At 37.2% G+C, this 21,717-nt stretch carries 19 protein-coding genes and 2 pseudogenes; all 21 read left to right on the top strand.

What is annotated here, in order from left to right:
* Positions 1 to 9: 9 nt before the first annotated feature.
* The 21 genes and pseudogenes from rbfA (at position 10) to HT721_RS06260 (ending at position 21,668) form a co-directional block, all read left to right on the top strand.
* Positions 10 to 360 carry a 30S ribosome-binding factor RbfA gene (rbfA, locus tag HT721_RS06360; protein ID WP_001273601.1) on the top strand — a complete coding sequence of 117 codons (351 nt, stop codon included), beginning with the start codon at positions 10 to 12 and terminating at the stop codon, positions 358 to 360.
* Positions 361 to 531: 171 nt separating this feature from the next.
* Positions 532 to 1,035 carry a hypothetical protein gene (locus HT721_RS06355; protein WP_173229323.1) on the top strand — a complete coding sequence of 168 codons (504 nt, stop codon included), beginning with the start codon at positions 532 to 534 and terminating at the stop codon, positions 1,033 to 1,035.
* 20 nt (positions 1,036 to 1,055) lie between these two features.
* Positions 1,056 to 1,613: a hypothetical protein gene (locus tag HT721_RS06350; RefSeq protein ID WP_000386258.1), complete on the top strand. Its 558-nt coding sequence runs from the start codon at positions 1,056 to 1,058 to the stop codon at positions 1,611 to 1,613.
* A 12-nt stretch (positions 1,614 to 1,625) separates the two neighbouring features.
* Positions 1,626 to 2,735, top strand: coding sequence for an SPFH domain-containing protein (locus HT721_RS06345; RefSeq protein WP_173229321.1), 1,110 nt, complete (start codon positions 1,626 to 1,628; stop codon positions 2,733 to 2,735).
* Positions 2,736 to 2,995: 260 nt separating this feature from the next.
* Positions 2,996 to 3,775 carry a hypothetical protein gene (locus HT721_RS06340; protein ID WP_173212727.1) on the top strand — a complete coding sequence of 260 codons (780 nt, stop codon included), beginning with the start codon at positions 2,996 to 2,998 and terminating at the stop codon, positions 3,773 to 3,775.
* 1 nt (position 3,776) lies between these two features.
* Positions 3,777 to 3,959 carry a hypothetical protein gene (locus tag HT721_RS06335; RefSeq protein WP_049524272.1) on the top strand — a complete coding sequence of 61 codons (183 nt, stop codon included), beginning with the start codon at positions 3,777 to 3,779 and terminating at the stop codon, positions 3,957 to 3,959.
* On the top strand, positions 3,956 to 4,108 hold the full coding sequence (locus tag HT721_RS06330) for a hypothetical protein (RefSeq protein WP_173212725.1): 153 nt from the start codon (positions 3,956 to 3,958) through the stop codon (positions 4,106 to 4,108). Before HT721_RS06335 ends, HT721_RS06330 begins: the two co-directional genes overlap by 4 nt.
* Positions 4,109 to 4,224: 116 nt before the next feature.
* On the top strand, positions 4,225 to 4,458 hold the full coding sequence (locus HT721_RS06325; RefSeq protein WP_000368739.1) for a DUF1858 domain-containing protein: 234 nt from the start codon (positions 4,225 to 4,227) through the stop codon (positions 4,456 to 4,458).
* Complete coding sequence (locus HT721_RS06320; RefSeq protein ID WP_173212716.1) at positions 4,458 to 5,792, top strand: DUF438 domain-containing protein; 1,335 nt, start codon at positions 4,458 to 4,460, stop codon at positions 5,790 to 5,792. The genes HT721_RS06325 and HT721_RS06320 overlap by 1 nt, the downstream gene beginning before the upstream one ends.
* 9 nt (positions 5,793 to 5,801) lie before the next feature.
* Entirely contained in the window at positions 5,802 to 6,056 is a 255-nt protein-coding gene (locus HT721_RS06315; RefSeq protein WP_000119703.1) for a DUF1912 family protein, read from the top strand.
* A gap of 95 nt (positions 6,057 to 6,151) precedes the next feature.
* Positions 6,152 to 6,547: a helix-hairpin-helix domain-containing protein gene (locus HT721_RS06310; protein WP_000038635.1), complete on the top strand. Its 396-nt coding sequence runs from the start codon at positions 6,152 to 6,154 to the stop codon at positions 6,545 to 6,547.
* Positions 6,548 to 6,829: 282 nt separating this feature from the next.
* A complete protein-coding gene (locus HT721_RS06305) occupies positions 6,830 to 8,653 on the top strand; it encodes a DUF262 domain-containing protein (RefSeq protein ID WP_050202754.1) in 1,824 nt (607 codons plus the stop codon).
* 13 nt (positions 8,654 to 8,666) lie between these two features.
* Complete coding sequence (locus HT721_RS06300; RefSeq protein WP_173212714.1) at positions 8,667 to 11,318, top strand: valine--tRNA ligase; 2,652 nt, start codon at positions 8,667 to 8,669, stop codon at positions 11,316 to 11,318.
* A gap of 74 nt (positions 11,319 to 11,392) precedes the next feature.
* The gene (locus HT721_RS06295) at positions 11,393 to 12,556 is read left to right on the top strand and encodes a DNA cytosine methyltransferase (protein ID WP_173212711.1); all 1,164 of its coding nucleotides are present in this window, start codon (positions 11,393 to 11,395) and stop codon (positions 12,554 to 12,556) included.
* 12 nt (positions 12,557 to 12,568) lie between these two features.
* Positions 12,569 to 14,686: an ATP-binding protein gene (locus HT721_RS06290; RefSeq protein ID WP_173212709.1), complete on the top strand. Its 2,118-nt coding sequence runs from the start codon at positions 12,569 to 12,571 to the stop codon at positions 14,684 to 14,686.
* Positions 14,687 to 14,689: 3 nt separating this feature from the next.
* Positions 14,690 to 15,556, top strand: a complete 867-nt coding sequence (locus HT721_RS06285; protein WP_173212707.1) for a hypothetical protein — start codon at positions 14,690 to 14,692, stop codon at positions 15,554 to 15,556.
* Between the two features lie 213 nt (positions 15,557 to 15,769).
* Positions 15,770 to 15,908: pseudogene (locus HT721_RS06280) on the top strand (DNA cytosine methyltransferase); the annotation flags it as partial.
* 48 nt (positions 15,909 to 15,956) lie between these two features.
* Positions 15,957 to 16,751, top strand: a complete 795-nt coding sequence (locus HT721_RS06275) for a Fic/DOC family protein (protein WP_173212705.1) — start codon at positions 15,957 to 15,959, stop codon at positions 16,749 to 16,751.
* Between the two features lie 240 nt (positions 16,752 to 16,991).
* Positions 16,992 to 19,745, top strand: a pseudogene (locus HT721_RS06270) (DEAD/DEAH box helicase family protein).
* Between the two features lie 367 nt (positions 19,746 to 20,112).
* A complete protein-coding gene (pheS, locus tag HT721_RS06265; RefSeq protein ID WP_000103743.1) occupies positions 20,113 to 21,159 on the top strand; it encodes a phenylalanine--tRNA ligase subunit alpha in 1,047 nt (348 codons plus the stop codon).
* Entirely contained in the window at positions 21,159 to 21,668 is a 510-nt protein-coding gene (locus HT721_RS06260; RefSeq protein WP_173212701.1) for an N-acetyltransferase, read from the top strand. Before pheS ends, HT721_RS06260 begins: the two co-directional genes overlap by 1 nt.
* Positions 21,669 to 21,717 lie beyond the last annotated feature (49 nt).

Genomic DNA, 21,717 nt, shown 5'->3' with positions numbered 1-21,717 from the left:
AGGAATATCATGGCAAATCATTTCCGTACGGATCGTGTGGGCATGGAAATCAAGCGTGAAGTCAATGAGATTTTGCAAAAGAAAGTCCGTGATCCGCGTGTCCAAGGTGTGACCATCACAGATGTTCAGATGCTGGGAGACTTGTCTGTAGCCAAGGTTTACTACACCATTTTGAGTAACCTTGCTTCGGATAACCAAAAAGCCCAAATCGGGCTTGAAAAAGCGACTGGTACCATCAAACGTGAACTAGGTCGCAATTTGAAATTGTACAAAATCCCAGATTTGACCTTCGTCAAAGACGAATCTATCGAGTATGGAAACAAGATTGACGAGATGCTACGCAATCTGGATAAGAACTAAGAAGGAGGGGGAACCCTCTTTTTTGGTGGAGAAAATAAGTGGAATTTGAAATGGAAAAATATTCTTTTAAAAAAGGGATTTTGTATTTTTTAATGTTAGCTAATCAGAAAATGCTTTTTTTTAAAAGGAAATATGATATGATGATTTCATAAATAAAAGGAGATTCTATCAATGAATAATATAAAAAAAGTTTGTTGTTTAGCTTTGCTATGTCTTTCTGTCTCTACCCTAGTTGCTTGTAGTTCTCTTTCTGAAAAGACAAGTAGCTCTTCTAGTGAGAATCAAACAGAAGCTTCATCTAGTAGTTCTGAAAAGAAAGGGTTGTTTGCCAAAGCAAAAGAAAAACTCAGTTCAAGCGATTTTAACCCACAAGATGTTAGCGATGCGACAATTGAGTCTATAAAAACCTATGAAGATTACTTGATTATGAATGAGAAAATAATCGATAATTACTATACAGAAGCAGACGAAGCCTTTAAAGGAACTGTTTTAGAAGATAGCGCTGCTATCCAAGAACTAAAAGATAGCACTAAAAAAGAAATGGAAGATTTGAAAAAACAATATGGTCCACTAAAGAAAGCACCGATTCAAGGGAAAGAAGAAGTGATTAAGACTCTAAAAGATTATCGTGATAATCTACATGAACAAGTGGAGCAGTGGAAAGCTAGTCTTTAATAGGAAGAGTGGGGTTCAATATGGATTATCAATTATTGCCACATGAATATATGGTTATGAATAGTGACCATGTGAGTTTTGGGAAAAATGGTTTGTCTACAGATGAATTAATTTTAACGAATCTACACTTAATATATATCAAAAAAGGTTTGTGGGGAGGAAAAAAAGATCAAGTTACCATACCCATTAACCAGATTAAAATTTTTGAAGGGAAACCTCAAGTTTCAGTAACCAAAACCAATGGTGTGAAACGGCTGGAAATTTATTATAATGGCGGACAAGCTATCTTTGCATTTAATAATACTAAGGATACTGACAAGTGGGCTAGAAACATTATTAAATTGATTTCAGGGGATACAAGTAATTTTGAAACCTTGGGGGATAGTAGCTTGTTTGGAGCAGATGTTTTAGCAGAAACATTTAAGGATACATTTGACACTTTTAAAGCAGGGCTTGGGATTAAGGATGCAGAGCCAGAAAAGATTTCAACCAAGTGTAGCTTTTGTGGAGCACCTTTGTCAGGTCAAGTGAAGCAAACAGTAAGATGTGCCTATTGTGATATGGAGCAGAGTTTATAAGGGGGCAATTAAATGGGGTTGATAAAAGCAATCACAGATTCTATTGGAGGGACATTTGCAGATCAATGGAAAGAAATTATCACAGTTCAAGCTTTTGATGAACATACAGCTGTAAGTCCAGGTATTATTCAAGAAAGTAATAATGGTAGGGGTGTCAATACGAAGGGATCTGTAGGTGTTATTTCGAACGGATCCAAGATTTTTATTCCAGAAAATACTGCTGCCTTTATCTTTAGTCAGTCTGGTATCGAGGAAATTATTACAGAACCAGGTGGATATGAATACCAAAATGGTGAGAGCAGTGTTTTTAACGGTGATGGATTGAAAAAGTCACTGTTTGACAATGTTGTTAATCGTGTCGGATTCGGTGGTCAAAGTGATCAGCAAAAACAGATTTGTTTTGTTAATTTGAGAGAAATTCGTGATATTAAATTTGGAACTCGCGGTCCAGTCATGTATAATGATTTGTTTTATGGGACAGATTTAGAAGTACGTGCTTTTGGAACATTTTCTATCCAAATTACAGATGCTAAGCAATTTATCAGAAATTTTCTTCCTGCCAATGTGACTTATTATACTTTTGACAGTGCTCAAGCTAGATCACAAATAGTGACAGAGTTTCTCCAATCTTTTATTGTTGCACTTAATTCTTTGTCCACAACTTATCGTATTTCACAATTGCCGTCACAAGCTTCAATTCTTGCAACCCAAGTATCGAATGATGGACAGTATGCAGGAACTTGGAAAGAACGTTTTGGATTTGAGATTGTAAAAGTTGCCATTGCTAATATTGAGTTCTCACCAGAATCCAAGGAATTGGTTAAACAATTTTCATCAAATAAGATGAATTTAAAAGCTTATGATGATGTATCGCAGAAAGCTTCTAATATTGCAGCACAACAAAAAATTGCATCAGGAGTGGAGCAACATGGTCTAGGTGATGGTGCAGGGATGATTTTTGGTATGAATATGGCACAAGCTTTAGACGAAAAAGCAATGAAACCAAGTTTATCATTAGATGAACAAATCGAAGCCCTTACAAAACTAAAATCTCTTTTAGACGCAGGGATACTATCTCAGGAAGAATTTGATCGAAAGAAAAAAGAAATTATGGATTTATAAAATGAAACTCGAAAGTTCATAGCTAGTACCTATTCAAGGGACATTCTAGGTAAAACAATAATAGACTATCGTTCATAGATAGAATATCATGTTGTAAAGGTAGGAGTGGAATATTTTAGCTGTCTCTACAAAGACTATTAAAAATCTTTAACAAATAAGTTGCTAAGGATTTTTTGAAAATTTTTGAGGGGAATTTGAAAATACTTTAAAAGAGTATGCTATCATAGAATATAACTTACAGAAGTAAAAGGAGTTTGTATATGGCTGAACAAGAGTTGGCTATGCAAGTATTGCAACAAGTGGTGAAACTACCTGTTGTTAAGGTTGATCGTTCGAAATTTTTAGTGGATAAGTTTTCCAAAGAATTGGATCCACAGGACATTCCTACCTTATTAGAACAAGGCCCAACGTCTCTCTTATCTCAAGAAATCTTAGATCGAGTGGCTAATGCCTGTATTAGGGATAATGTTTTATTAGCGAGTGGAACTTCTGTTGTTGCTGGATTACCAGGTGGACTTGCCATGGCAATTACCATACCAGCGGATGTAGCTCAATTTTATGCTTTTTCTTTAAAATTAGCTCAAGAATTAGGTTATATTTATGGTTATGAGGATCTTTGGGCTTCACGCGATGAGTTGAGCGAAGATGCTCAAAATACCCTCTTGCTTTATCTAGGTGTCATGTTGGGGGTGAATGGAACCGCTGCCTTGCTACGTGCAGGTGGTATAACAATTGCCAAACAGGTAATGAAAACAGTACCTAATAAAGCTTTAACAAAGACGCTTTGGTACCCTATTTTGAAAAAAGTCTTAAAAATATTTGGTGTGAATCTGACCAAGGGAGGGCTGGCCAAAGGAATGGGGAAATTTATTCCTATCTTGGGAGGTATCATTTCAGGTGGTTTAACCTTTGCAACTATGAAACCGATGGGTGAAAGCTTGCAGAAAGAATTATCCAAGCTAGTCAACTATAGTGAAGTTCAATATCAAGAAGATGTTGAAACAATCCGAAAAGAGGCTGAAATCATCGAAGGAGAGTAATATGGGACTCATAAAAATTCTAGCTAAAACTTATGGGAATTACTTTTTGACCGTGCAAGGTGTAAAAGTAATGAAGACGATAAAGAAAGATGACCACGCCGTTGTCGGTCTAGGGAAACTTTTTATTGCAGACAAGTTAATGGATACGGCTCGGTGGCTCATCAAGCCAGAGGAGAGAGAATGAAATTTTTCTGGGGACTTCTTGCCATTCTTTTTATTAAACCGATTATTGGAATTGTGAAATTCTTTTGGATGATCATCTCTTTTGCAGTCCAATTGCTGTTTTACAAGCTATTATTTAAACTATTGGATTGGCTCTTTAAACTTATTTAGTCCGTAATTCAAGTCGCAGAGAACTAGCAGGAACTCCACTGCTAGTTTTTTAATCTCTTTCCATATGGTATAATATAAGCAGTAAAATCATTTTAGAACATACAATGGAGGTCGTTATGGACAATATCATCGATGTGTCAATTCCTGTTGCAGAAGTGGTGGACAAGCATCCAGAAGTCTTAGAGATTCTAGTGGAGTTGGGTTTTAAACCCCTTGCCAATCCCTTGATGCGCAACACAGTCGGTCGCAAAGTATCACTTAAGCAGGGTTCTAAGCTGGAAGGAACTCCTATGGACAAGATTGTCCGCACGCTGGAAGCAAATGGCTACGAAGTGATTGGATTAGACTAATGGCAGATGAACGGATTCATGTCCTGCGGGATATTTTATTAGAATTGCATAATGGCGCCTCTCCTGAGTCGGTTCAGGAGCGTTTTGATGCGACCTTTACAGGTGTTTCAGCCATCGAGATTTCCCTCATGGAGCACGAGCTGATGAACTCAGACTCAGGTGTCACCTTTGAAGATGTCATGGAACTCTGTGATGTCCATGCCAATCTTTTTAAAAATGCTGTTAAGGATGTCGAAGTTGCAGATACCGAGCACCCAGGTCACCCAGTTTGGATTTTCAAAGAAGAAAATCTAGCCCTCCGTGCGGCCTTGATTCGCATTCGGAGATTGTTAGATACCTATGAGTCTATGGAAGATGAAGAAATGCTGGTGGAGATGCGCAAGGGCTTGGTGCGTCAGATGGGACTTGTGGGGCAATTTGACATCCATTACCAACGTAAAGAAGAACTCTTCTTTCCTATCATGGAGCGCTATGGACACGATTCACCCCCAAAAGTTATGTGGGGAGTGGATGACCAGATTAGGGAACTCTTTCAAACAGCTTTAGCGACAGCCAAGTCACTACCTGAAGTGCCGATTTCCACTGTGAAAGAAGATTTTGAAGCCTTTGCGACAGAGTTTGAAAGTATGATTTTCAAGGAAGAGTCCATCCTTCTCATGATTCTCCTTGAGTCCTTTACTCAGGATGACTGGCTTCAGATTGCGGAGGAGAGCGATGCCTATGGTTATGCCATCATCCGTCCGTCTGAGAAATGGATGCCAGAACGCCAGAGTTTTGTTGAGGAAAAGAGTGCAGGGGAGCCTGTGCAGCTAGATACGGTAGAGGGTCAAGTTCAGCAAGTTATCGATACGCCAGAAGGCCAGTTTACCATTACCTTTACCCCTAAGGAAAAGGAAACAGTGCTGGACCGTCATAGTCAGCAGACTTTTGGGAATGGCTATCTATCGGTCGAGCAGGCCAATCTCATCCTCAATCACCTCCCTATGGAGATTACCTTTGTCAATAAAGACGATATTTTCCAGTATTACAATGACAATACGCCAGCTGATGAGATGATTTTCAAACGGACGCCGTCCCAAGTCGGACGCAATGTTGAACTCTGCCATCCGCCTAAGTATTTGGACAAGGTCAAGACTATCATGAAGGGGCTTCGTGAGGGGACCAAGGATAAGTATGAAATGTGGTTCAAGTCTGAGTCGCGAGGTAAGTTTGTCCACATCACCTACGCAGCAGTGCACGATGAAGAGGGAAAATTCCAAGGAGTGCTGGAGTATGTTCAGGATATTCAACCCTACCGTGAGATTGACACGGACTATTTCCGTGGATTAGAATAAGGAGAAAAAATGAGTTACGAACAAGAATTTATGAAGGAATTTGAAGCTTGGGTCAATACCCAGATTATGATCAACGACATGGCGCATAAGGAAAGCCAAAAAGTCTACGAAGAAGACCAAGACGAACGTGCCAAAGATGCCATAATTCGCTACGAAAGCCGCTTGGATGCTTATCAGTTCTTGCTTGGTAAGTTTGAAAACTTCAAGGCAGGTAAGGGATTCCATGATTTACCAGAGGGATTGTTTGGTGAGCGGAATTATTAAATGAGATAGATTCTTGATTTTTTACTAAAATCTTGATAGAATATTTATATTAAATCCTTGTCAGAACAGGGGTTTTTTATTGAAAGGATTTTATCATGTCAAAGAAACTCAATCGTAAAAAACAATTACGAAATAGCCTCCGTCGTGCAGGCGCTTTTTCAAGTACTGTGACTAAGGTTGTAGAAGAGACAAAGAAAGTCGTGAAACGTGCAGAACAGTCAGCAAGCCAAGCTGGTAAGGCTGTTTCTAAAAAAGTTGAACAAGCAGTGGAAGCTACCAAAGAGCAAGCTCAAAAAGTAGCCAATTCTGTAGAAGATTTTGCAGCAAACTTGGGTGGACTTCCACTTGATCGTGCTAAGACTTTCTATGATGAAGGAATTAAGTCTGCTTCAGATTTCAAAAACTGGACTGAAAAAGAACTCCTTGCCTTGAAAGGAATCGGCCCAGCTACCATCAAGAAATTGAAAGAAAATGGCATCAAATTCAAGTAATTTTTCTTGTGCCTTGCATTTCCGTCAAAATCTTGCTACAATAGAGCCATTAGAGGTGTTTTGAATCCCGCATTTTACAGAAAGTGGCGGTGCTGAGAAGTCCACAAATGTGTCAAAACTAGTTGCTAATGGATGAAAAATTGAAATAAAAGTGTCTTTTTGTTTTAAAGACGAGAGTTGCGGGCAACTGCCCGAAATTGGGTGGTACCGCGGATAAATACATTCGTCCCTGTCATGTAGATGGCAGGGGCTATTTTAGGATTTACGTAACAGGAGGGAATTATGAATTTTAGAACAAAAGATCAAAGAATAGAACAAGTATTCGCTGAACGAAATATATATGAAGTGCCAAATTTTCAGAGGGACTTTTCTTGGAAAGAAGAGCAATATAGGGATTTTATTTCTGATATAAGAAAGAACCTCTCATTGTCAGTAAGTGGAAAAAAAGTAGTTTTTGAAACAGAAATAACAGATTATTTTTTTGGAACAATTTTATTGGTTGGAGATGTTACAAAAGCCAGTGTTGAAAAGCCATATAAGGTTATTGATGGTCAGCAACGTCTTACAACCATGACTTTATTTTTAGCATGTATCAAAGACATTATAGAATCATATAATGTTAATACAGGAGATGATGAATCTTATTCACATGGTTATAATACTAATTTAATTTTTCCTCATTTTTCTGATGGAAAGACAGTGACAAAAACTAGATTAGTTAATAAAAATCTGAATCCGATTCTCCCTTATGATATTCTGAAGCTAGGTACACATGATGCTTCTAAAGAAGAAACAACAAATACTTCTCAAGAGACTCTACGAAAAGCTTTTGATTTCATAAAAGATCAATTATTACAAGAAAGGCTTTTGGAAGGGTTAAATAGTAAAGAACCTGATATTATATGGGATCCTAAGGATTACATCAAATACATAGATTATTTAGGGAAACAATTGCTTAATTCAACAGTTATTTGTATTTATTCTGTTGATGAAAAAGATGTTAATAAAATTTATCAAAATTTCAATTCTAAGGGATTAAGATTAAGTGAAATTGATCTAATTAAGAGCCGGATTTTTGAAGTTTTAGATGATGAACATGATGAGACATCTAGAAAGTGGAATCACATAACAGATATACTTTATAAACTTGACGAAAATATTTCGGATTATTTCTATTATTTTTTTAACTCTCTTGGAATTAACACAACTCAAACTAAATTATTCGAAACTTTTACGAAGAAAATTTCTGAAGATGAATATAGTAATTTTTTAGATAATTGTATAAAGTATGTAGAATTCTATAGAGTTATATGCAATCCATCTGAAGATGATGATCTTTTTGGAACTAAAAAATATTTTAATCAGGATGATAACTTTATTATTAAGAAAAATTTGGAGATATTGAAAGCATCAGGATACTCACAGTTTAGAATGGCATTCTTGAGTTTATTTAATGCTATGAATGATAACCGTATAAAAAGTAAACAATTTAAATCAATTATTTCAATGGTGACAAAATACAATGTTCTTAATTCTATAAAAGCTACGGGAGGTCCTTCAACAACCAATAAAATTCAAGCTATTTATAAACAAATGGCAAATAAATTTAATGCAGAGAAGCTAGACACTTCCTCTTTAAATAATTTTATAAAAGATCAATTAGACACAGTTTCTCCTAGCATAGAATTAATAAAGAAAAGTAAAAAAGTTTTTGACAAAGGTAATAAAATAAAAGGAGCAAAAGATTTAAAAGCGAGAGATTTAGCGAAATATATTCTAGTTTCTCTTGAAACTGAGAGAATTAGGTTAGATGGTAAAAACACTGCAAATAAAGCTTTGAAATATGTGTATGATTTATCAATTGAGCACATTGTTGATAGAGAAAATCAAAATGAACTTGGTGACATTGTTTATGATTTAGGAAATCTTGTTCTACTAGAGAATACTGAACACACCAATTCTACTGATAAGAAAAGTATGTACGAGAATTCTAATGTAAATCTTATTAAAGATATACGAGATAACATAGAAAATTTTGAAGAAAAAAATATAACAGAACGCCGCGATAAATTATTAGAAGAATTTTACAATCTTGTTACTAACTAGAAAGGACAAACACATGTCTAAAGAACTTTCACCTAAATACAATCCAGCCGAGGTTGAGGCTGGTCGTTACCAAAAATGGCTTGACGCTGATGTTTTCAAGCCTTCAGGCGATCAAAAGGCTAAGCCTTATTCGATCGTGATTCCACCACCAAACGTTACAGGTAAACTTCACCTTGGTCACGCTTGGGATACGACTTTGCAAGATATCATCATCCGTCAAAAACGCATGCAAGGCTTTGATACGCTTTGGCTTCCGGGGATGGACCACGCTGGGATTGCCACTCAGGCTAAGGTTGAGGAGCGCTTGCGTGGAGAGGGCATTACACGTTATGACCTAGGTCGTGAATCTTTCTTGACGAAGGTCTGGGAATGGAAAGACGAATATGCCACTACTATCAAGGAACAATGGGGCAAGATGGGGCTCTCAGTAGACTACTCTCGTGAGCGTTTCACTCTTGATGAAGGTTTGTCAAAAGCGGTTCGCAAAGTATTCGTGGACCTTTACAAGAAAGGCTGGATCTACCGTGGTGAGTTTATCATCAACTGGGATCCAGCAGCTCGCACAGCTCTTTCTGATATCGAGGTGATCCACAAGGACGTTGAAGGTGCTTTCTACCACATGAACTACATGCTGGAAGACGGTTCACGCGCCCTTGAAGTTGCCACAACTCGTCCTGAGACTATGTTTGGGGACGTTGCCGTTGCGGTCAATCCAGAAGACCCACGCTACAAGGACTTGATCGGAAAAAATGTCATCCTTCCAATCGCTAATAAACTCATCCCAATCGTTGCCGACGAACACGCAGACCCTGAGTTTGGTACAGGTGTTGTGAAAATCACCCCTGCCCACGATCCAAATGACTTCTTGGTTGGTCAACGCCATAACTTACCACAAGTCAACGTCATGAACGACGACGGAACCATGAACGATTTGGCTTTCGAATTTGCAGGCATGGACCGTTTCGAAGCTCGTAAGGCAGTCGTTGCTAAGCTGGAAGAAATCGGTGCCCTTGTTAAAATCGAAAAACGTGTCCACAGTGTTGGTCACTCAGAGCGTACTGGTGTAGTGGTTGAGCCACGCTTGTCTACACAATGGTTCGTTAAGATGGACCAATTGGCGAAAAATGCTATTGCCAACCAAGACACAGAGGACAAAGTTGAATTCTACCCACCTCGTTTCAACGATACCTTCCTCCAATGGATGGAAAATGTCCACGACTGGGTTATCTCTCGTCAGCTCTGGTGGGGGCACCAAATCCCTGCTTGGTACAATGCCGAGGGTGAAATGTATGTCGGCGAGGAAGCTCCAGAAGGCGACGGATGGACTCAGGACGAAGACGTTTTGGATACTTGGTTCAGTTCTGCTCTTTGGCCGTTCTCAACTATGGGCTGGCCTGATGTCGACTCAGCAGACTTCAAACGCTACTTCCCGACTTCAACCTTGGTTACAGGTTACGACATCATCTTCTTCTGGGTGTCTCGTATGATCTTCCAATCCTTGGAATTTACTGGTCGTCAGCCATTCCAAAACGTCCTTATCCACGGTCTCATTCGTGATGAGCAAGGACGCAAGATGTCTAAATCTCTCGGTAACGGGATTGACCCAATGGATGTTATCGAGAAATACGGTGCCGATGCCCTTCGTTGGTTCCTTTCAAACGGTTCTGCACCAGGGCAAGACGTGCGCTTCTCTTACGAGAAAATGGATGCTTCATGGAACTTCATTAACAAAATTTGGAACATCTCTCGCTACATCCTCATGAACAATGAAGGCTTGACCCTTGAGCAAGCAACGGCTAATGTGGAAAAAGTGGTTAACAAGGAAGCTGGAAATGTCACAGACCGCTGGATTCTCCACAACCTCAATGAAACGATCGGCAAAGTCACTGAAAACTTTGACAAGTTTGAATTTGGTGTTGCTGGACACATCCTCTACAACTTCATCTGGGACGAGTTTGCGGACTGGTACGTTGAGTTGACTAAGGAAGTCCTTTATAGCGATAACGAAGAAGAGAAAGTCATCACACGTTCTGTTCTCCTTTATACTTTGGACAAGATCCTTCGTCTTCTTCACCCAATCATGCCATTCGTGACAGAGGAAATCTTTGGACAAATCTCAGAAGGCTCTATCGTTACAGCAGAATACCCAACTGTTAACCCAGCCTTTGAAGACCTTGTTGCCCACACTGGTGTCGAAAGCCTCAAAGACTTGATCCGTGCCGTTCGTAATGCGCGTGCGGAGGTAAATGTAGCTCCAAGCAAGCCAATCACAATCCTTGTTAAGACCAGCGATAGTGACTTGGAAGCCTTCTTTAACAGCAATGTCAACTACATCAAACGCTTCACAAATCCAGAACACTTGGAGATCGCCTCAAATATTCCTGCGCCTGAACTAGCTATGTCAAGCGTCATCACAGGAGCAGAAATCTACTTGCCACTGGCTGATCTTCTCAATGTCGAAGAAGAGCTGGCTCGTCTCGATAAGGAACTGGCTAAATGGCAAAAAGAACTGGATATGGTTGGTAAGAAGCTCTCTAACGAACGCTTCGTAGCCAACGCCAAACCAGAAGTCGTCCAAAAAGAACGCGACAAACAAGCTGACTACCAAGCGAAATACGACGCGACCGTCGCACGTATTGATGAGATGAAGAAACTCGTTAAATAAACACAGAAACACGGTGATGAGCCGTGTTTTTTGGTATAATGGAAACTGAGAATATTTTTTGAAAAGGGTAAGAAATGATAGAAGTTGTAGATTTATTTTCTGGTGCTGGAGGATTGACTTTTGGCTTTCAGAATACAATTAAAAATAATAAATTTGTTTCCCGAAATGACTTTAACATTAGATTTGCAAATGAATTCAATCATGACGCAGCAGAAGCTTTCAGACAAAATTATCCTAGAGTTACTATGATTGAGGAAGATATTGCTAATATAGACGAACATTTTTTAAAATCCAAAGGAATCAGTTCAAAAAGAGTTGATTTAGTTATTGGTGGCCCACCTTGTCAGTCCTTTAGTACGGTTGGCAAGAGACAGTATGATAAGAGAGCAAAAATGTATCGTGAATATAGAAGGATACTTTCATTTATCCAACCTAAAATGTTTGTATTTGAAAATGTTTATGGTTTGCTAACCATGAAAAACGAGCAAAATGGCCCAATTATTCGAAATGTAAAAGAAAGTTTTAAAGATTTATCTAGCTTTGGAAATGTTCATGGATATAACGTTTATACAGAATTACTTAATGCTAAGGATTATGGTGTTCCACAAAATAGAGAACGCGTCTTTTTAATTGGTGTAAGAAATGATTTAAATATTGAGTTTGAATGGAATTTTCCAGAAAAGTGTACTTCTGAAAATCCCTTCAATTTAAGAGATGCTATTGGAGATTTACCTAGTTTAGGAAATAATGACAGAGCGGACCAATATGTGGAAGATCCGCAAACAGATTATCAAATTTTAATGAGAGGTAATCAAGATCAATTATTTAATCATGTAAGTCGTAATCATGGACAAAGATTGCAGAAAATTATGGCTGCACTTAAGGAAGGACAAGGTAAGAATGATATAAATAGAATGGTAGAAGATGGATTGTTAGATAGAGCACTTTATTTAACCTCAGGATATAGTAATACTTACGGTAGATTGTGGTGGGATAGACCTTCAACGACCATAACAAATAATTTATCAACTCCATCCTCCTTACGGTGCATTCATCCTAGTCAAAATAGAGCTTTGACTGCAAGGGAAGGTGCAAGAATACAGTCTTTTCCAGATAATTATAAGTTTGTCGGAGGTCTACAAGCAATTAATACCCAGATTGGTAATGCTGTTCCTCCAATTTTAAGTATTCATTTAGCTAATAGAATAAAGAAATTTTTCGAGGAAAATAAATTATAAAGGCGTTTAATTATGATAGAAACTAACAGTATCCCATTTAACTTCTCTTATTTTGCTTTAAACTTGTTAGGAAAGCAAATGTATAGTAATAACTGGAGTGCAATATCTGAATTAATAGCTAATGGTTTAGATGCTGGTGCAACAAATGTTAAGCTCTATATAGAATCTATTGATAAATCGAAATCAACCTTAGAAATTTTAGATAATGGTAGTGGAATGAGCTATGTTGATTTATCTACTAAATACGCATTGATTGGGAGAAACAGACGCTTATCGAAAGAAGAGTCATCTGAGAAGACAAAGGGAAGAAAAGGTATAGGAAAATTAGCAACGTTATTTTTGTCAAAAAAATATTATATAGTTTCTAAAAAAGGAGGAATTGAAACAGCGTGGATGCTAGACTCCACAAACGCATCTGATAGTGATATTCCTGAATTAATTCGTGTTGATATTAATGATGTGTCTATTGAAAATAAAAGTGTTTGGGATTCATTCGAATCAGGAACTTTAATAAAATCAGTTGGAGTTGATTTGACTGGATTTGCAGAGGGAAAGTTGGATTCTTTGAAGATGACTTTAGCTAACTATTATTTGTTAAACAATATTGGTGCAGTTATCGAAGTGGCTTACAAGACTAAATCAAAACAGAAGATAGAATTTTCAAAAGTTTCTAAAATAATTGGATTTAAAAATTTGTATGCTTTTTTTCAAACTTCTGATGGTATCGTTGAAAACGAATTGTTAAATGACTCAGTGAAAATAAACGCAGATTTAAAGGAAGTATCCAATAAGTTACGTCAGGTAAAGAAATTAAGTCCATCAGACGTTACTAAAATAAATTTGAAAGGAAAGAGAAATTTTTTAACTATACATGGAATAACCAAAGAGTTTGATTATGAATTGACTGGTTGGATAGGAATTCATAGTACAATTAATATGACGGAAGCATCCGAAAATACAAAAGATGATCCCACTAATAGATTTATAAGGAATGATGTTTACAAGGCTAATCAGCTAAGACTTTATGTCAGAGATAAATTAGCAGTATCAAATTTTATGCCACAGTTAAATAACACACAAGCCTTCAGTAACTATATTGAAGGGGAAATCTCATTTGATATTTTAGACAATGATTGTTTGGAAGATATTTCAACTTCAAATCGTGAAGGATTATCAGGAAATGATGAAAGAATAACTTTATTGATTGAGTTGCTAAAACCAATTATCAATAAGTTGATAATTGAGCGTGTTAATATTGGTACTGTAGTGCGTAAGGAAGTTGAAAAGATTCGACAAGAAGAGAAGGAGAAAATAGAAAGAAAAGAACAACTTGCAGAGGAAAAAAGAAAGCAAGCAGAAGAAAATAAAAAAATTGCAGAACAGCAATGTCAGGAGGCTGAGTTAGCTAGAAAATTGGCAGAGACAAAACAGAAAGAAGCAGAAATAGCTAGAGACGTAGCAGAGGAGGAAAGTAAAAGAAAGGATGTTTTAATTGGAAGCAATAATTCTGCGCAACAAAATTTGTTGGCTCATGAATTAACTGGAGTGTATAAAAACATAGATTCAGTAAATAAAAAAATTGTTGCAGATTTTAAATCGACAGATGATTTTGAACGAGTGAGCGAGTATGTTGTTAGTCTAAAAAAATCTTCTGGAAAATTATTTACAATAAAAAATCAAGTGCTAAAATTAAATACTTCTGAAGTAAAAGGAAGGAAATACATTAATGTCAAAAGTTATATAAAGAGTTATTTAAACAGTCTGTCTTATAAAAATTTAGAGATTATAATTGATTTTTCAAATAATCCTCATACTTCCAGAGTACATATTTTTGATTTAGGTATGATACTAGATAATTTTATTATAAATGCTATGGATCAACTAGCAGATAAAATTATATTTAAATTTATTGATGAAGAAAATAAATTAGTTATATCTTCTAACAAGCCATTATCTTCTGAAATAGTCAATAAGGACGATATTTTTAGATTAGGATTTACTACTAAAGAGAATGGGACAGGAGTTGGGATGTATATAATTAAACAAACTTGTAAAAAATTTAAATGGGAAATTAAAGTGGTTTCAAATACAGAAGAAACAAGCTTTATAATTGAATTAGGTGATAATTAGAAAATGCGTAGAGATATTAGTATTATTTGGTTAGAAGATGAGATGGAAGATGCTTTTCACGATTATTTAAAAATAGTAAAAAAAGCTATAGAAGATAAAGGTTATCAATTATTAGGAGATAATTGTTATTTATGTGAAAGTATTGGAGATGCCAGAAAAATTTTGGATGATACTTCTAAAAGAATCGATTTCTTTATATCCGATTTTAATTTAGGAGAAGAATATGAGAATGGTATTGATAATGGTATTGAATTTTTAAACGATGTAAGAAGTCGAGAAAAATATAAGCAATTTTTTATTCTTTATTCAAAAAATTATGATGAGATAAAGGAGACAGTAATAACAAAAATTAACGAGGAAGATAATCTAGGATTATTAAATAATACTATGATTATCAATTTATCCTCTCCCAGCGATGAAGTAATTGAACATGAATTTCAGAAAGCCATTGAAATTAGTTTATCAAAGTGGGATGAACTAAATGCTCTTAGAGGAGAGTATATGAGTGAAAATGCTGAGATAGAATATGAGTTAAAAAAAATATTAAATGTTGACTTAACAGATTCTAGAAATTATAAATCTCTCTATAGAGATTTTAAAAATAATCATCTTAGTAAACGTGATATAACCCACAATACATCATTATTAAATGATTGGATGCAAATGATAGATAAACGCAATTCATTAGCTCATTCTAAAGAAGAATTTAATGATGTAAAAGGCTATGTAATATCAAACCTTGATGATAAAAGTATACAAATTGTAGAAGAGGAAATTAACGAAGAGAGAAAATCATTGATACATCTATCAGAACAAGTGAAAGCATTGATAAGAGCAAAACCAAAAAGAATAATCAATAACACACATTGATGATGAAAGTACCTAATTGTATAAAAGGAAATTGTTGATAAATCCATAGGAGTAAGTAAAAACATAGGGCCAAAAAGATATTTTAATATCCAATAAAAAGATAAAATACAATTATTTACAATTATCAAAATACTACTAATATAACTAACATTTTAGAAAGCAACTCACTACACAACAAAACCTCTAAGTTCGAACCGACCTGAGAAGTATAAGATTGCTGCATTCTTCTCAGGTGTTGGGAGAATTGAGTTGGGATTTGAACAGACCAATGAGTTCAGAGTGGTGTATGCCAATGACTTCGATAAGTCTGCGCGTCAGACTTACTGGCCCATTTATTCAGATATATCTTGATAATCATATTATTCAGTCGCTGAAGAAAAACAATTGAAAGGAACTTTCTATGCAACCAACTTACAACATTGACCACCCAAACTTGTCTTATGAAGCTAAGCGTGACTTATGGCAGATTGGTTTTGGTCTGCAGAAAGTTGATAATCTAGTGCCATCAGCGTATATGGAATCTTTGGCTGAGAAACAGTCTCGGGGAGAACTGACTTATGAGCAGGTTTATGAGGATGCAACGGTTTATCATCATACCATTGATGCAAGTACGGAGGAGGCAGACTTGGTTTCTCTTCGTATCGTGGAACTATTATCTCGAAGAGGCTTTAGCTTTAGTCCTGCGACCTTACTTGCTATTCATAAGGAGTTGTTTCAAGATATATTTGAGTCCTCTATTCCAGTGGGGCAATTTCGTCAGACCAATATCACAAAGAATGAACCTGTTTTGAGTGGTGAAAGTGTTGTGTACTCTGATTACTCTATGATTCAAATGACCTTGGATTATGATTTTAATCAGGAAAAACAAGTTGCATATGCGACACTAACTCAGGCGGATGTGATTAAAAAAATCCAACATTTTATTTCAGGAATCTGGCAGATTCATCCATTTCGTGAAGGAAACACCCGGACAGTAACGGTTTTTTTGATTCAGTATCTTCGTGAGTTTGGTTTTGATATTGATAATACACCATTTCAGCAACATGCCAAGTATTTTCGTGATGCCTTGGTATTAGATAATGCAAAGATTTTACAGCGACGTCCTGAGTTTTTAACAGCTTTTTTTGAAAATCTCTTGCTCGGTGGTCAAAATGATCTGTCATCAGAAAAGATGTATCTAGAACTCGATCTTTAAAAATCCTAATACTGAGTAAACATTGAATTTTAGGAAAAAAATGAAGTAAATATTCCTACAAGAAAACGCATATCATCAAAGATTTAGGTCGCTTGATAATATGTGTTTTTTTAATTTTATAGATTGCTCGTTTAAACTCTATTTATCTCGTACTTTCAGTGCTATTCGGATTTTATTTTCGTGTACAATTTCAGCTATTCTTGTTATAATCAGCCTATAGGAATCAAGGAGGTGACTCTTATGGCTGTTTTTGTGTCTTTGGATGGAATTGTGGTAGAAGTACTTGATGTCTTTTCTTCTTTTAATGGGGATAGTGAGTTTTTCTTGTGTAAACGTCTTAAAGACAAGAGTCAGTTTGTTATGGAACGCTCTCAGTTCGAGGAGATGTTCCAACTTCAACGTAGTCGCTTGACGACGCAAGAAAAATTACAATTGTTTACCTCCGTGTTTGCTGGCCGTTATGATGTTTATGCTAAGAGTTTTATCAATGATCAAGGGAAAATTCAGTATTTTCCATCCTATGATTATGGTTGGAAGCAGTTGCCGCCTGAAAAACGGAGTTTCCAGACATTAACGGACTCCGTTTTGAAATCTCATTTTCGTGGGGAGACAGCTATCGGTATCTTTCCTATGCACTTAGATGATAGCTGTTATTTTTTGGTACTGGATTTTGATGAAGGAGATTGGAAAGAAGCTGGTTTAACCATTCGAAGAATAGCCAGGGAACGCCAGATGGAAGCCCATTTAGAGATTTCTCGTTCGGGTCACGGACTCCATATTTGGTTCTTCTTTGAGGAAGCGATTCCGAGTCGAGAGGCTCGCTTGTTTGGAAAGAAACTGTTAGAACTGGCAATGCAGGAAAGTATGCAACTGTCCTTTGATTCTTTTGATCGCATGTTTCCAAATCAGGATGTCCTTCCTAAGGGGGGATTTGGAAATTTGATTGCCTTGCCTTTTCAAGGAGAAGCTTACCATCAAGGGAGAACGGTCTTTGTGGATGAACAGTTTCAGCCTTATGAAGACCAATGGAGGTATCTACAAGAAATTCAGAGGGTTTCAACTGCTAAAGTGGCATTGTTAATCCAAGAGGAGTTAGGCAAGCAAGAATTGGATAAGGAGTTGAAGGTCGTCTTATCCAATATGATCCAACTTGAAAAATCGTCTGTGACACCCAAGACACTGTTTTTCTTGAAAAATATGGCTTCATTTTCTAATCCCGAATTTTATTTAAAGCAGGCTATGCGACAGCCAACCTATCAAATTCCTGAGCGAATGTATTTATTTGGAGAATCTTATCATTATTTATGGCTGCCAAGAGGCTTGCTGTATCCATTGCAAGATAAATTTAAGCAGGTATCTGTGGAAGATAGGAGAAAGGTACAAAGGTCTATTAGAGTGGAATTTAAGGGAGAACTCACTTTTGAGCAAGAGTTAGCCCTGTCAGATATGATTTCCAAAGAAAATGGCTTACTCCATGCGGAGACTGGTTTTGGGAAGACCGTTTTAGGTGCTGCTCTCATCTCTGAAAGGAAGGCCAAAACAATTATCCTAGTTCATAATAAGCAACTCTTAGACCAATGGCTGGATCGTTTAAACCATTTTTTGACTTTCGAAGAGGAAGAAGCTACCCGTTATACGGCATCAGGTCGTGAAAAGGTAATAGGCTATGTTGGGCAGTACGGTGGGACTAAGAAATGGCTGAGTGGACTGGTTGATGTCGTTATGATCCAATCTCTATTTAAGTTGGAAAATAGTCAAAGTCTTTTGGATAAGTATGAGATGATGATTGTGGATGAGTGTCATCATGTCTCTGCTTTGATGTTTGAAAAAGTTGTGGCACAGTTTAGAGGGAAGTATCTTTACGGTTTGACGGCTACGCCTGAACGTAAGAATGGTCATGAACCTATTGTTTTTCAGAGAATTGGTGAGATACTCCATACTGCTGATAAGAGGGAAACGGATTTTAAACGGCAATTGCAATTAAGATTCACTTCTTTTGGTCATTTGGAGATTGAAAAGACCAAAGCAAGTAATTTTATACAGCTTAGTGATTGGATTGCGACAGACTCAGTGAGGAATCAGATGATTCTCAAGGATATTCTAGACCAAGTGGCAGAAGGGCGGAATATCTTGGTTCTAGTCAATCGAATTCAACAGATAGATGTCTTTGAAAAGTTATTGAAAGAGAAAGAGGTTGATGACTGTTACATTATTAGCGGAAAAACCAAAGTCCAAGAGAGAACAAGTTTATTGAAGACATTAGAACAGCTAGATAAAGGGTTTGTTTTGTTGTCTACTGGAAAATACATTGGCGAAGGTTTTGACTTGCCTCAGCTAGACACGCTTATCTTGGCAGCGCCCTTTTCTTGGAAAAATAATTTGATTCAGTATGCAGGTCGGATTCATCGAAACTACAAGGATAAGTCTTTGGTGCGTATTTTCGATTATGTGGATATTCATGTTCCTTATTTAGAAAAGATGTTTCAGAAACGACAAGTAGCTTATCGAAAAATGGATTATCGTGTCATCGAGGGTGAGGAGAAACCATTCGTTTATGTTGATAGTAGATATGAGAATGTGCTGAGAGAGGACTTATACTCTTCGAAAATCAAATTCAAACCACGTCAGCNNTAGCTTCCTAGTTTGCTCTTTGATTTTCATTGAGTATTAGCAGGGGAAAGACAGGAATGTCTGCTTATTTTACCTTATGTGCACCAGACAAAACTGATGAATTTTCTAAAAGAATTTAGGCTTAGTCAAATTGAGATATGTATACCAGAGACGGTTGCAAATAAAACATGGATAGACCAGATGAAGAGCCAGAAAATTAAAGTATCTTTTACTCAATCAAAAATAGTCACGCCCATTCTTTTGGTAAACAAGACCATTGTTTGGTATGGCGCAATGCCATTATTAGGGAAGGTAGATGAAATGACCATACTACGTTTGGAATCAGCTAGTATAGTTTCTGAACTAGTGGCAGGTTTACGATAGAGAAAATTTTTAAAAATTTCTATGTATGATTTTCATTTCTTTAGTGAGACTGTTGCCATTATCACATTCGAATCACATCTAACAAGCAGAAGTGAGATAGGTCTTGCAAGAATGGTAAAAATCTGATAAACTATGTAGTAATTGAATAGGAATCTGCAAAACTAGTAACTCAAGGGAAGTATATCAGGGAGGAGAGCCGTGACTGCAAGCTCTCTATATGAAAGCTGGGTGAATTCACTTGCGCATGGATTTAGAAATGAAGGTCTGACTTGTCAGATGAAAACGGATGGTACCGCGTGTCAACGCTCCGAGTGGAGTTTTTGGCATGTGGTTTTCTTTTTATCTACGAGCGACTGATGGAGGAATTATGTCAACTATTGAAGAACAATTAAAAGCACTTCGTGAAGAAACGCTGGCTAGCTTGAAGCAGATTACTGCTGAAAATGAAAAAGAGATGCAAGATTTGCGTGTCTCTGTCCTTGGTAAAAAGGGTTCGCTTACTGAAATCCTCAAAGGGATGAAAGATGTTTCTGCTGAGATGCGTCCAATCATTGGGAAACACGTCAATGAAGCTCGTGATGTCTTGACAGCAGCTTTTGAAGAAACAGCTAAACTATTGGAAGAAAAGAAAGTCGCGGCTCAACTGGCTAGCGAGAGTATCGATGTGACACTTCCAGGTCGTCCAGTTGCGACTGGTCACCGTCATGTTTTGACACAAACCAGTGAGGAAATCGAAGATATTTTCATTGGGATGGGTTACCAAGTCGTGGATGGTTTTGAAGTGGAGCAAGACTACTATAACTTTGAACGTATGAACCTTCCCAAAGACCACCCAGCCCGTGATATGCAGGACACATTCTATATCACAGAAGAAATCTTACTCCGTACTCACACGTCTCCAGTTCAAGCGCGTGCTATGGATGCCCATGATTTTTCAAAAGGTCCTTTGAAGATGATCTCGCCAGGGCGTGTCTTCCGTCGTGATACGGACGATGCGACCCACAGTCACCAGTTCCACCAAATTGAAGGCTTGGTTGTTGGGAAAAATATCTCTATGGCTGATCTTCAAGGAACCCTTCAGTTGATTGTCCAAAAAATGTTTGGTGAAGAGCGTCAAATTCGTTTGCGTCCATCCTACTTCCCATTCACAGAGCCATCTGTTGAGGTGGATGTTTCTTGCTTCAAGTGTGGTGGAGAAGGCTGTAACGTATGTAAGAAAACTGGTTGGATCGAAATTATGGGGGCCGGTATGGTTCACCCACGTGTCCTTGAAATGAGTGGTATCGATGCGACTGTTTACTCTGGATTTGCCTTTGGTCTTGGACAAGAGCGTGTAGCTATGCTCCGTTACGGAATCAACGATATTCGTGGCTTCTACCAAGGAGATGTTCGCTTCTCAGAGCAGTTTAAATAATGATTAGAAAAGTAGAAATGGCAGATGTTGAGGTGTTGGCTAAAATTGCCAAACAAACCTTTCGTGAAACATTTGCTCATGATAATACGGAAGAGCAGTTACAGGAATACTTTGAAGATGCTTATAGTTTGAGAGTTTTGTCAACTGAGTTGGAAAATCCAGAATCTGAAACCTATTTCATTATGCATGAAGAGGAGATAGCTGGTTTTCTCAAAGTCAACTGGGGAAGTGCTCAGAGTGAGAGAGAATTAGAGGATGCTTTTGAAATTCAACGCCTCTATGTGCTACAAAAATTCCAAGGATTTGGATTCGGTAAGCAACTGTTTGAATTTGCTCTTGAACTTGCTACCAAAAATAGTTTTTCCTGGGCTTGGTTAGGTGTTTGGGAGCATAATACAAAAGCTCAAGCGTTTTATAATCGATATGGTTTTGAAAAATTTAGCCAACATCATTTTATGGTTGGTCAAAAAGTAGATACAGATTGGTTACTGAAAAAGAAATTAAGGTAAGAAGATGATTCTTCTATTGAAATGATAGGAAAGGAAAAGAACTAGAGTG

The organism is Streptococcus sp. 4094, from assembly GCF_013277125.1.
GTDB lineage: Bacteria > Bacillota > Bacilli > Lactobacillales > Streptococcaceae > Streptococcus.
Note: the sequence above shows the minus strand (reverse complement) of the source record. Positions and strands in the feature narration are given on the sequence as shown.

Excerpts from the sequence above, each read along its gene's own strand:
- HT721_RS06315 (WP_000119703.1), top strand. The coding sequence starts at position 5,802 with ATGAGTTACGAACAAGAATTTATGAAGGAATTTGAAGCTTGGGTCAAT.
- HT721_RS06345 (WP_173229321.1), top strand. The coding sequence starts at position 1,626 with ATGGGGTTGATAAAAGCAATCACAGATTCTATTGGAGGGACATTTGCA.
- HT721_RS06325 (WP_000368739.1), top strand. The coding sequence starts at position 4,225 with ATGGACAATATCATCGATGTGTCAATTCCTGTTGCAGAAGTGGTGGAC.
- HT721_RS06260 (WP_173212701.1), top strand. The coding sequence starts at position 21,159 with ATGATTAGAAAAGTAGAAATGGCAGATGTTGAGGTGTTGGCTAAAATT.
- pheS (WP_000103743.1), top strand. The coding sequence starts at position 20,113 with ATGTCAACTATTGAAGAACAATTAAAAGCACTTCGTGAAGAAACGCTG.
- HT721_RS06340 (WP_173212727.1), top strand. The coding sequence starts at position 2,996 with ATGGCTGAACAAGAGTTGGCTATGCAAGTATTGCAACAAGTGGTGAAA.
- rbfA (WP_001273601.1), top strand. The coding sequence starts at position 10 with ATGGCAAATCATTTCCGTACGGATCGTGTGGGCATGGAAATCAAGCGT.
- HT721_RS06275 (WP_173212705.1), top strand. The coding sequence starts at position 15,957 with ATGCAACCAACTTACAACATTGACCACCCAAACTTGTCTTATGAAGCT.
- HT721_RS06300 (WP_173212714.1), top strand. The coding sequence starts at position 8,667 with ATGTCTAAAGAACTTTCACCTAAATACAATCCAGCCGAGGTTGAGGCT.
- HT721_RS06330 (WP_173212725.1), top strand. The coding sequence starts at position 3,956 with ATGAAATTTTTCTGGGGACTTCTTGCCATTCTTTTTATTAAACCGATT.
- HT721_RS06305 (WP_050202754.1), top strand. The coding sequence starts at position 6,830 with ATGAATTTTAGAACAAAAGATCAAAGAATAGAACAAGTATTCGCTGAA.
- HT721_RS06285 (WP_173212707.1), top strand. The coding sequence starts at position 14,690 with ATGCGTAGAGATATTAGTATTATTTGGTTAGAAGATGAGATGGAAGAT.
- HT721_RS06320 (WP_173212716.1), top strand. The coding sequence starts at position 4,458 with ATGGCAGATGAACGGATTCATGTCCTGCGGGATATTTTATTAGAATTG.
- HT721_RS06355 (WP_173229323.1), top strand. The coding sequence starts at position 532 with ATGAATAATATAAAAAAAGTTTGTTGTTTAGCTTTGCTATGTCTTTCT.
- HT721_RS06290 (WP_173212709.1), top strand. The coding sequence starts at position 12,569 with ATGATAGAAACTAACAGTATCCCATTTAACTTCTCTTATTTTGCTTTA.
- HT721_RS06295 (WP_173212711.1), top strand. The coding sequence starts at position 11,393 with ATGATAGAAGTTGTAGATTTATTTTCTGGTGCTGGAGGATTGACTTTT.
- HT721_RS06335 (WP_049524272.1), top strand. The coding sequence starts at position 3,777 with ATGGGACTCATAAAAATTCTAGCTAAAACTTATGGGAATTACTTTTTG.
- HT721_RS06310 (WP_000038635.1), top strand. The coding sequence starts at position 6,152 with ATGTCAAAGAAACTCAATCGTAAAAAACAATTACGAAATAGCCTCCGT.
- HT721_RS06350 (WP_000386258.1), top strand. The coding sequence starts at position 1,056 with ATGGATTATCAATTATTGCCACATGAATATATGGTTATGAATAGTGAC.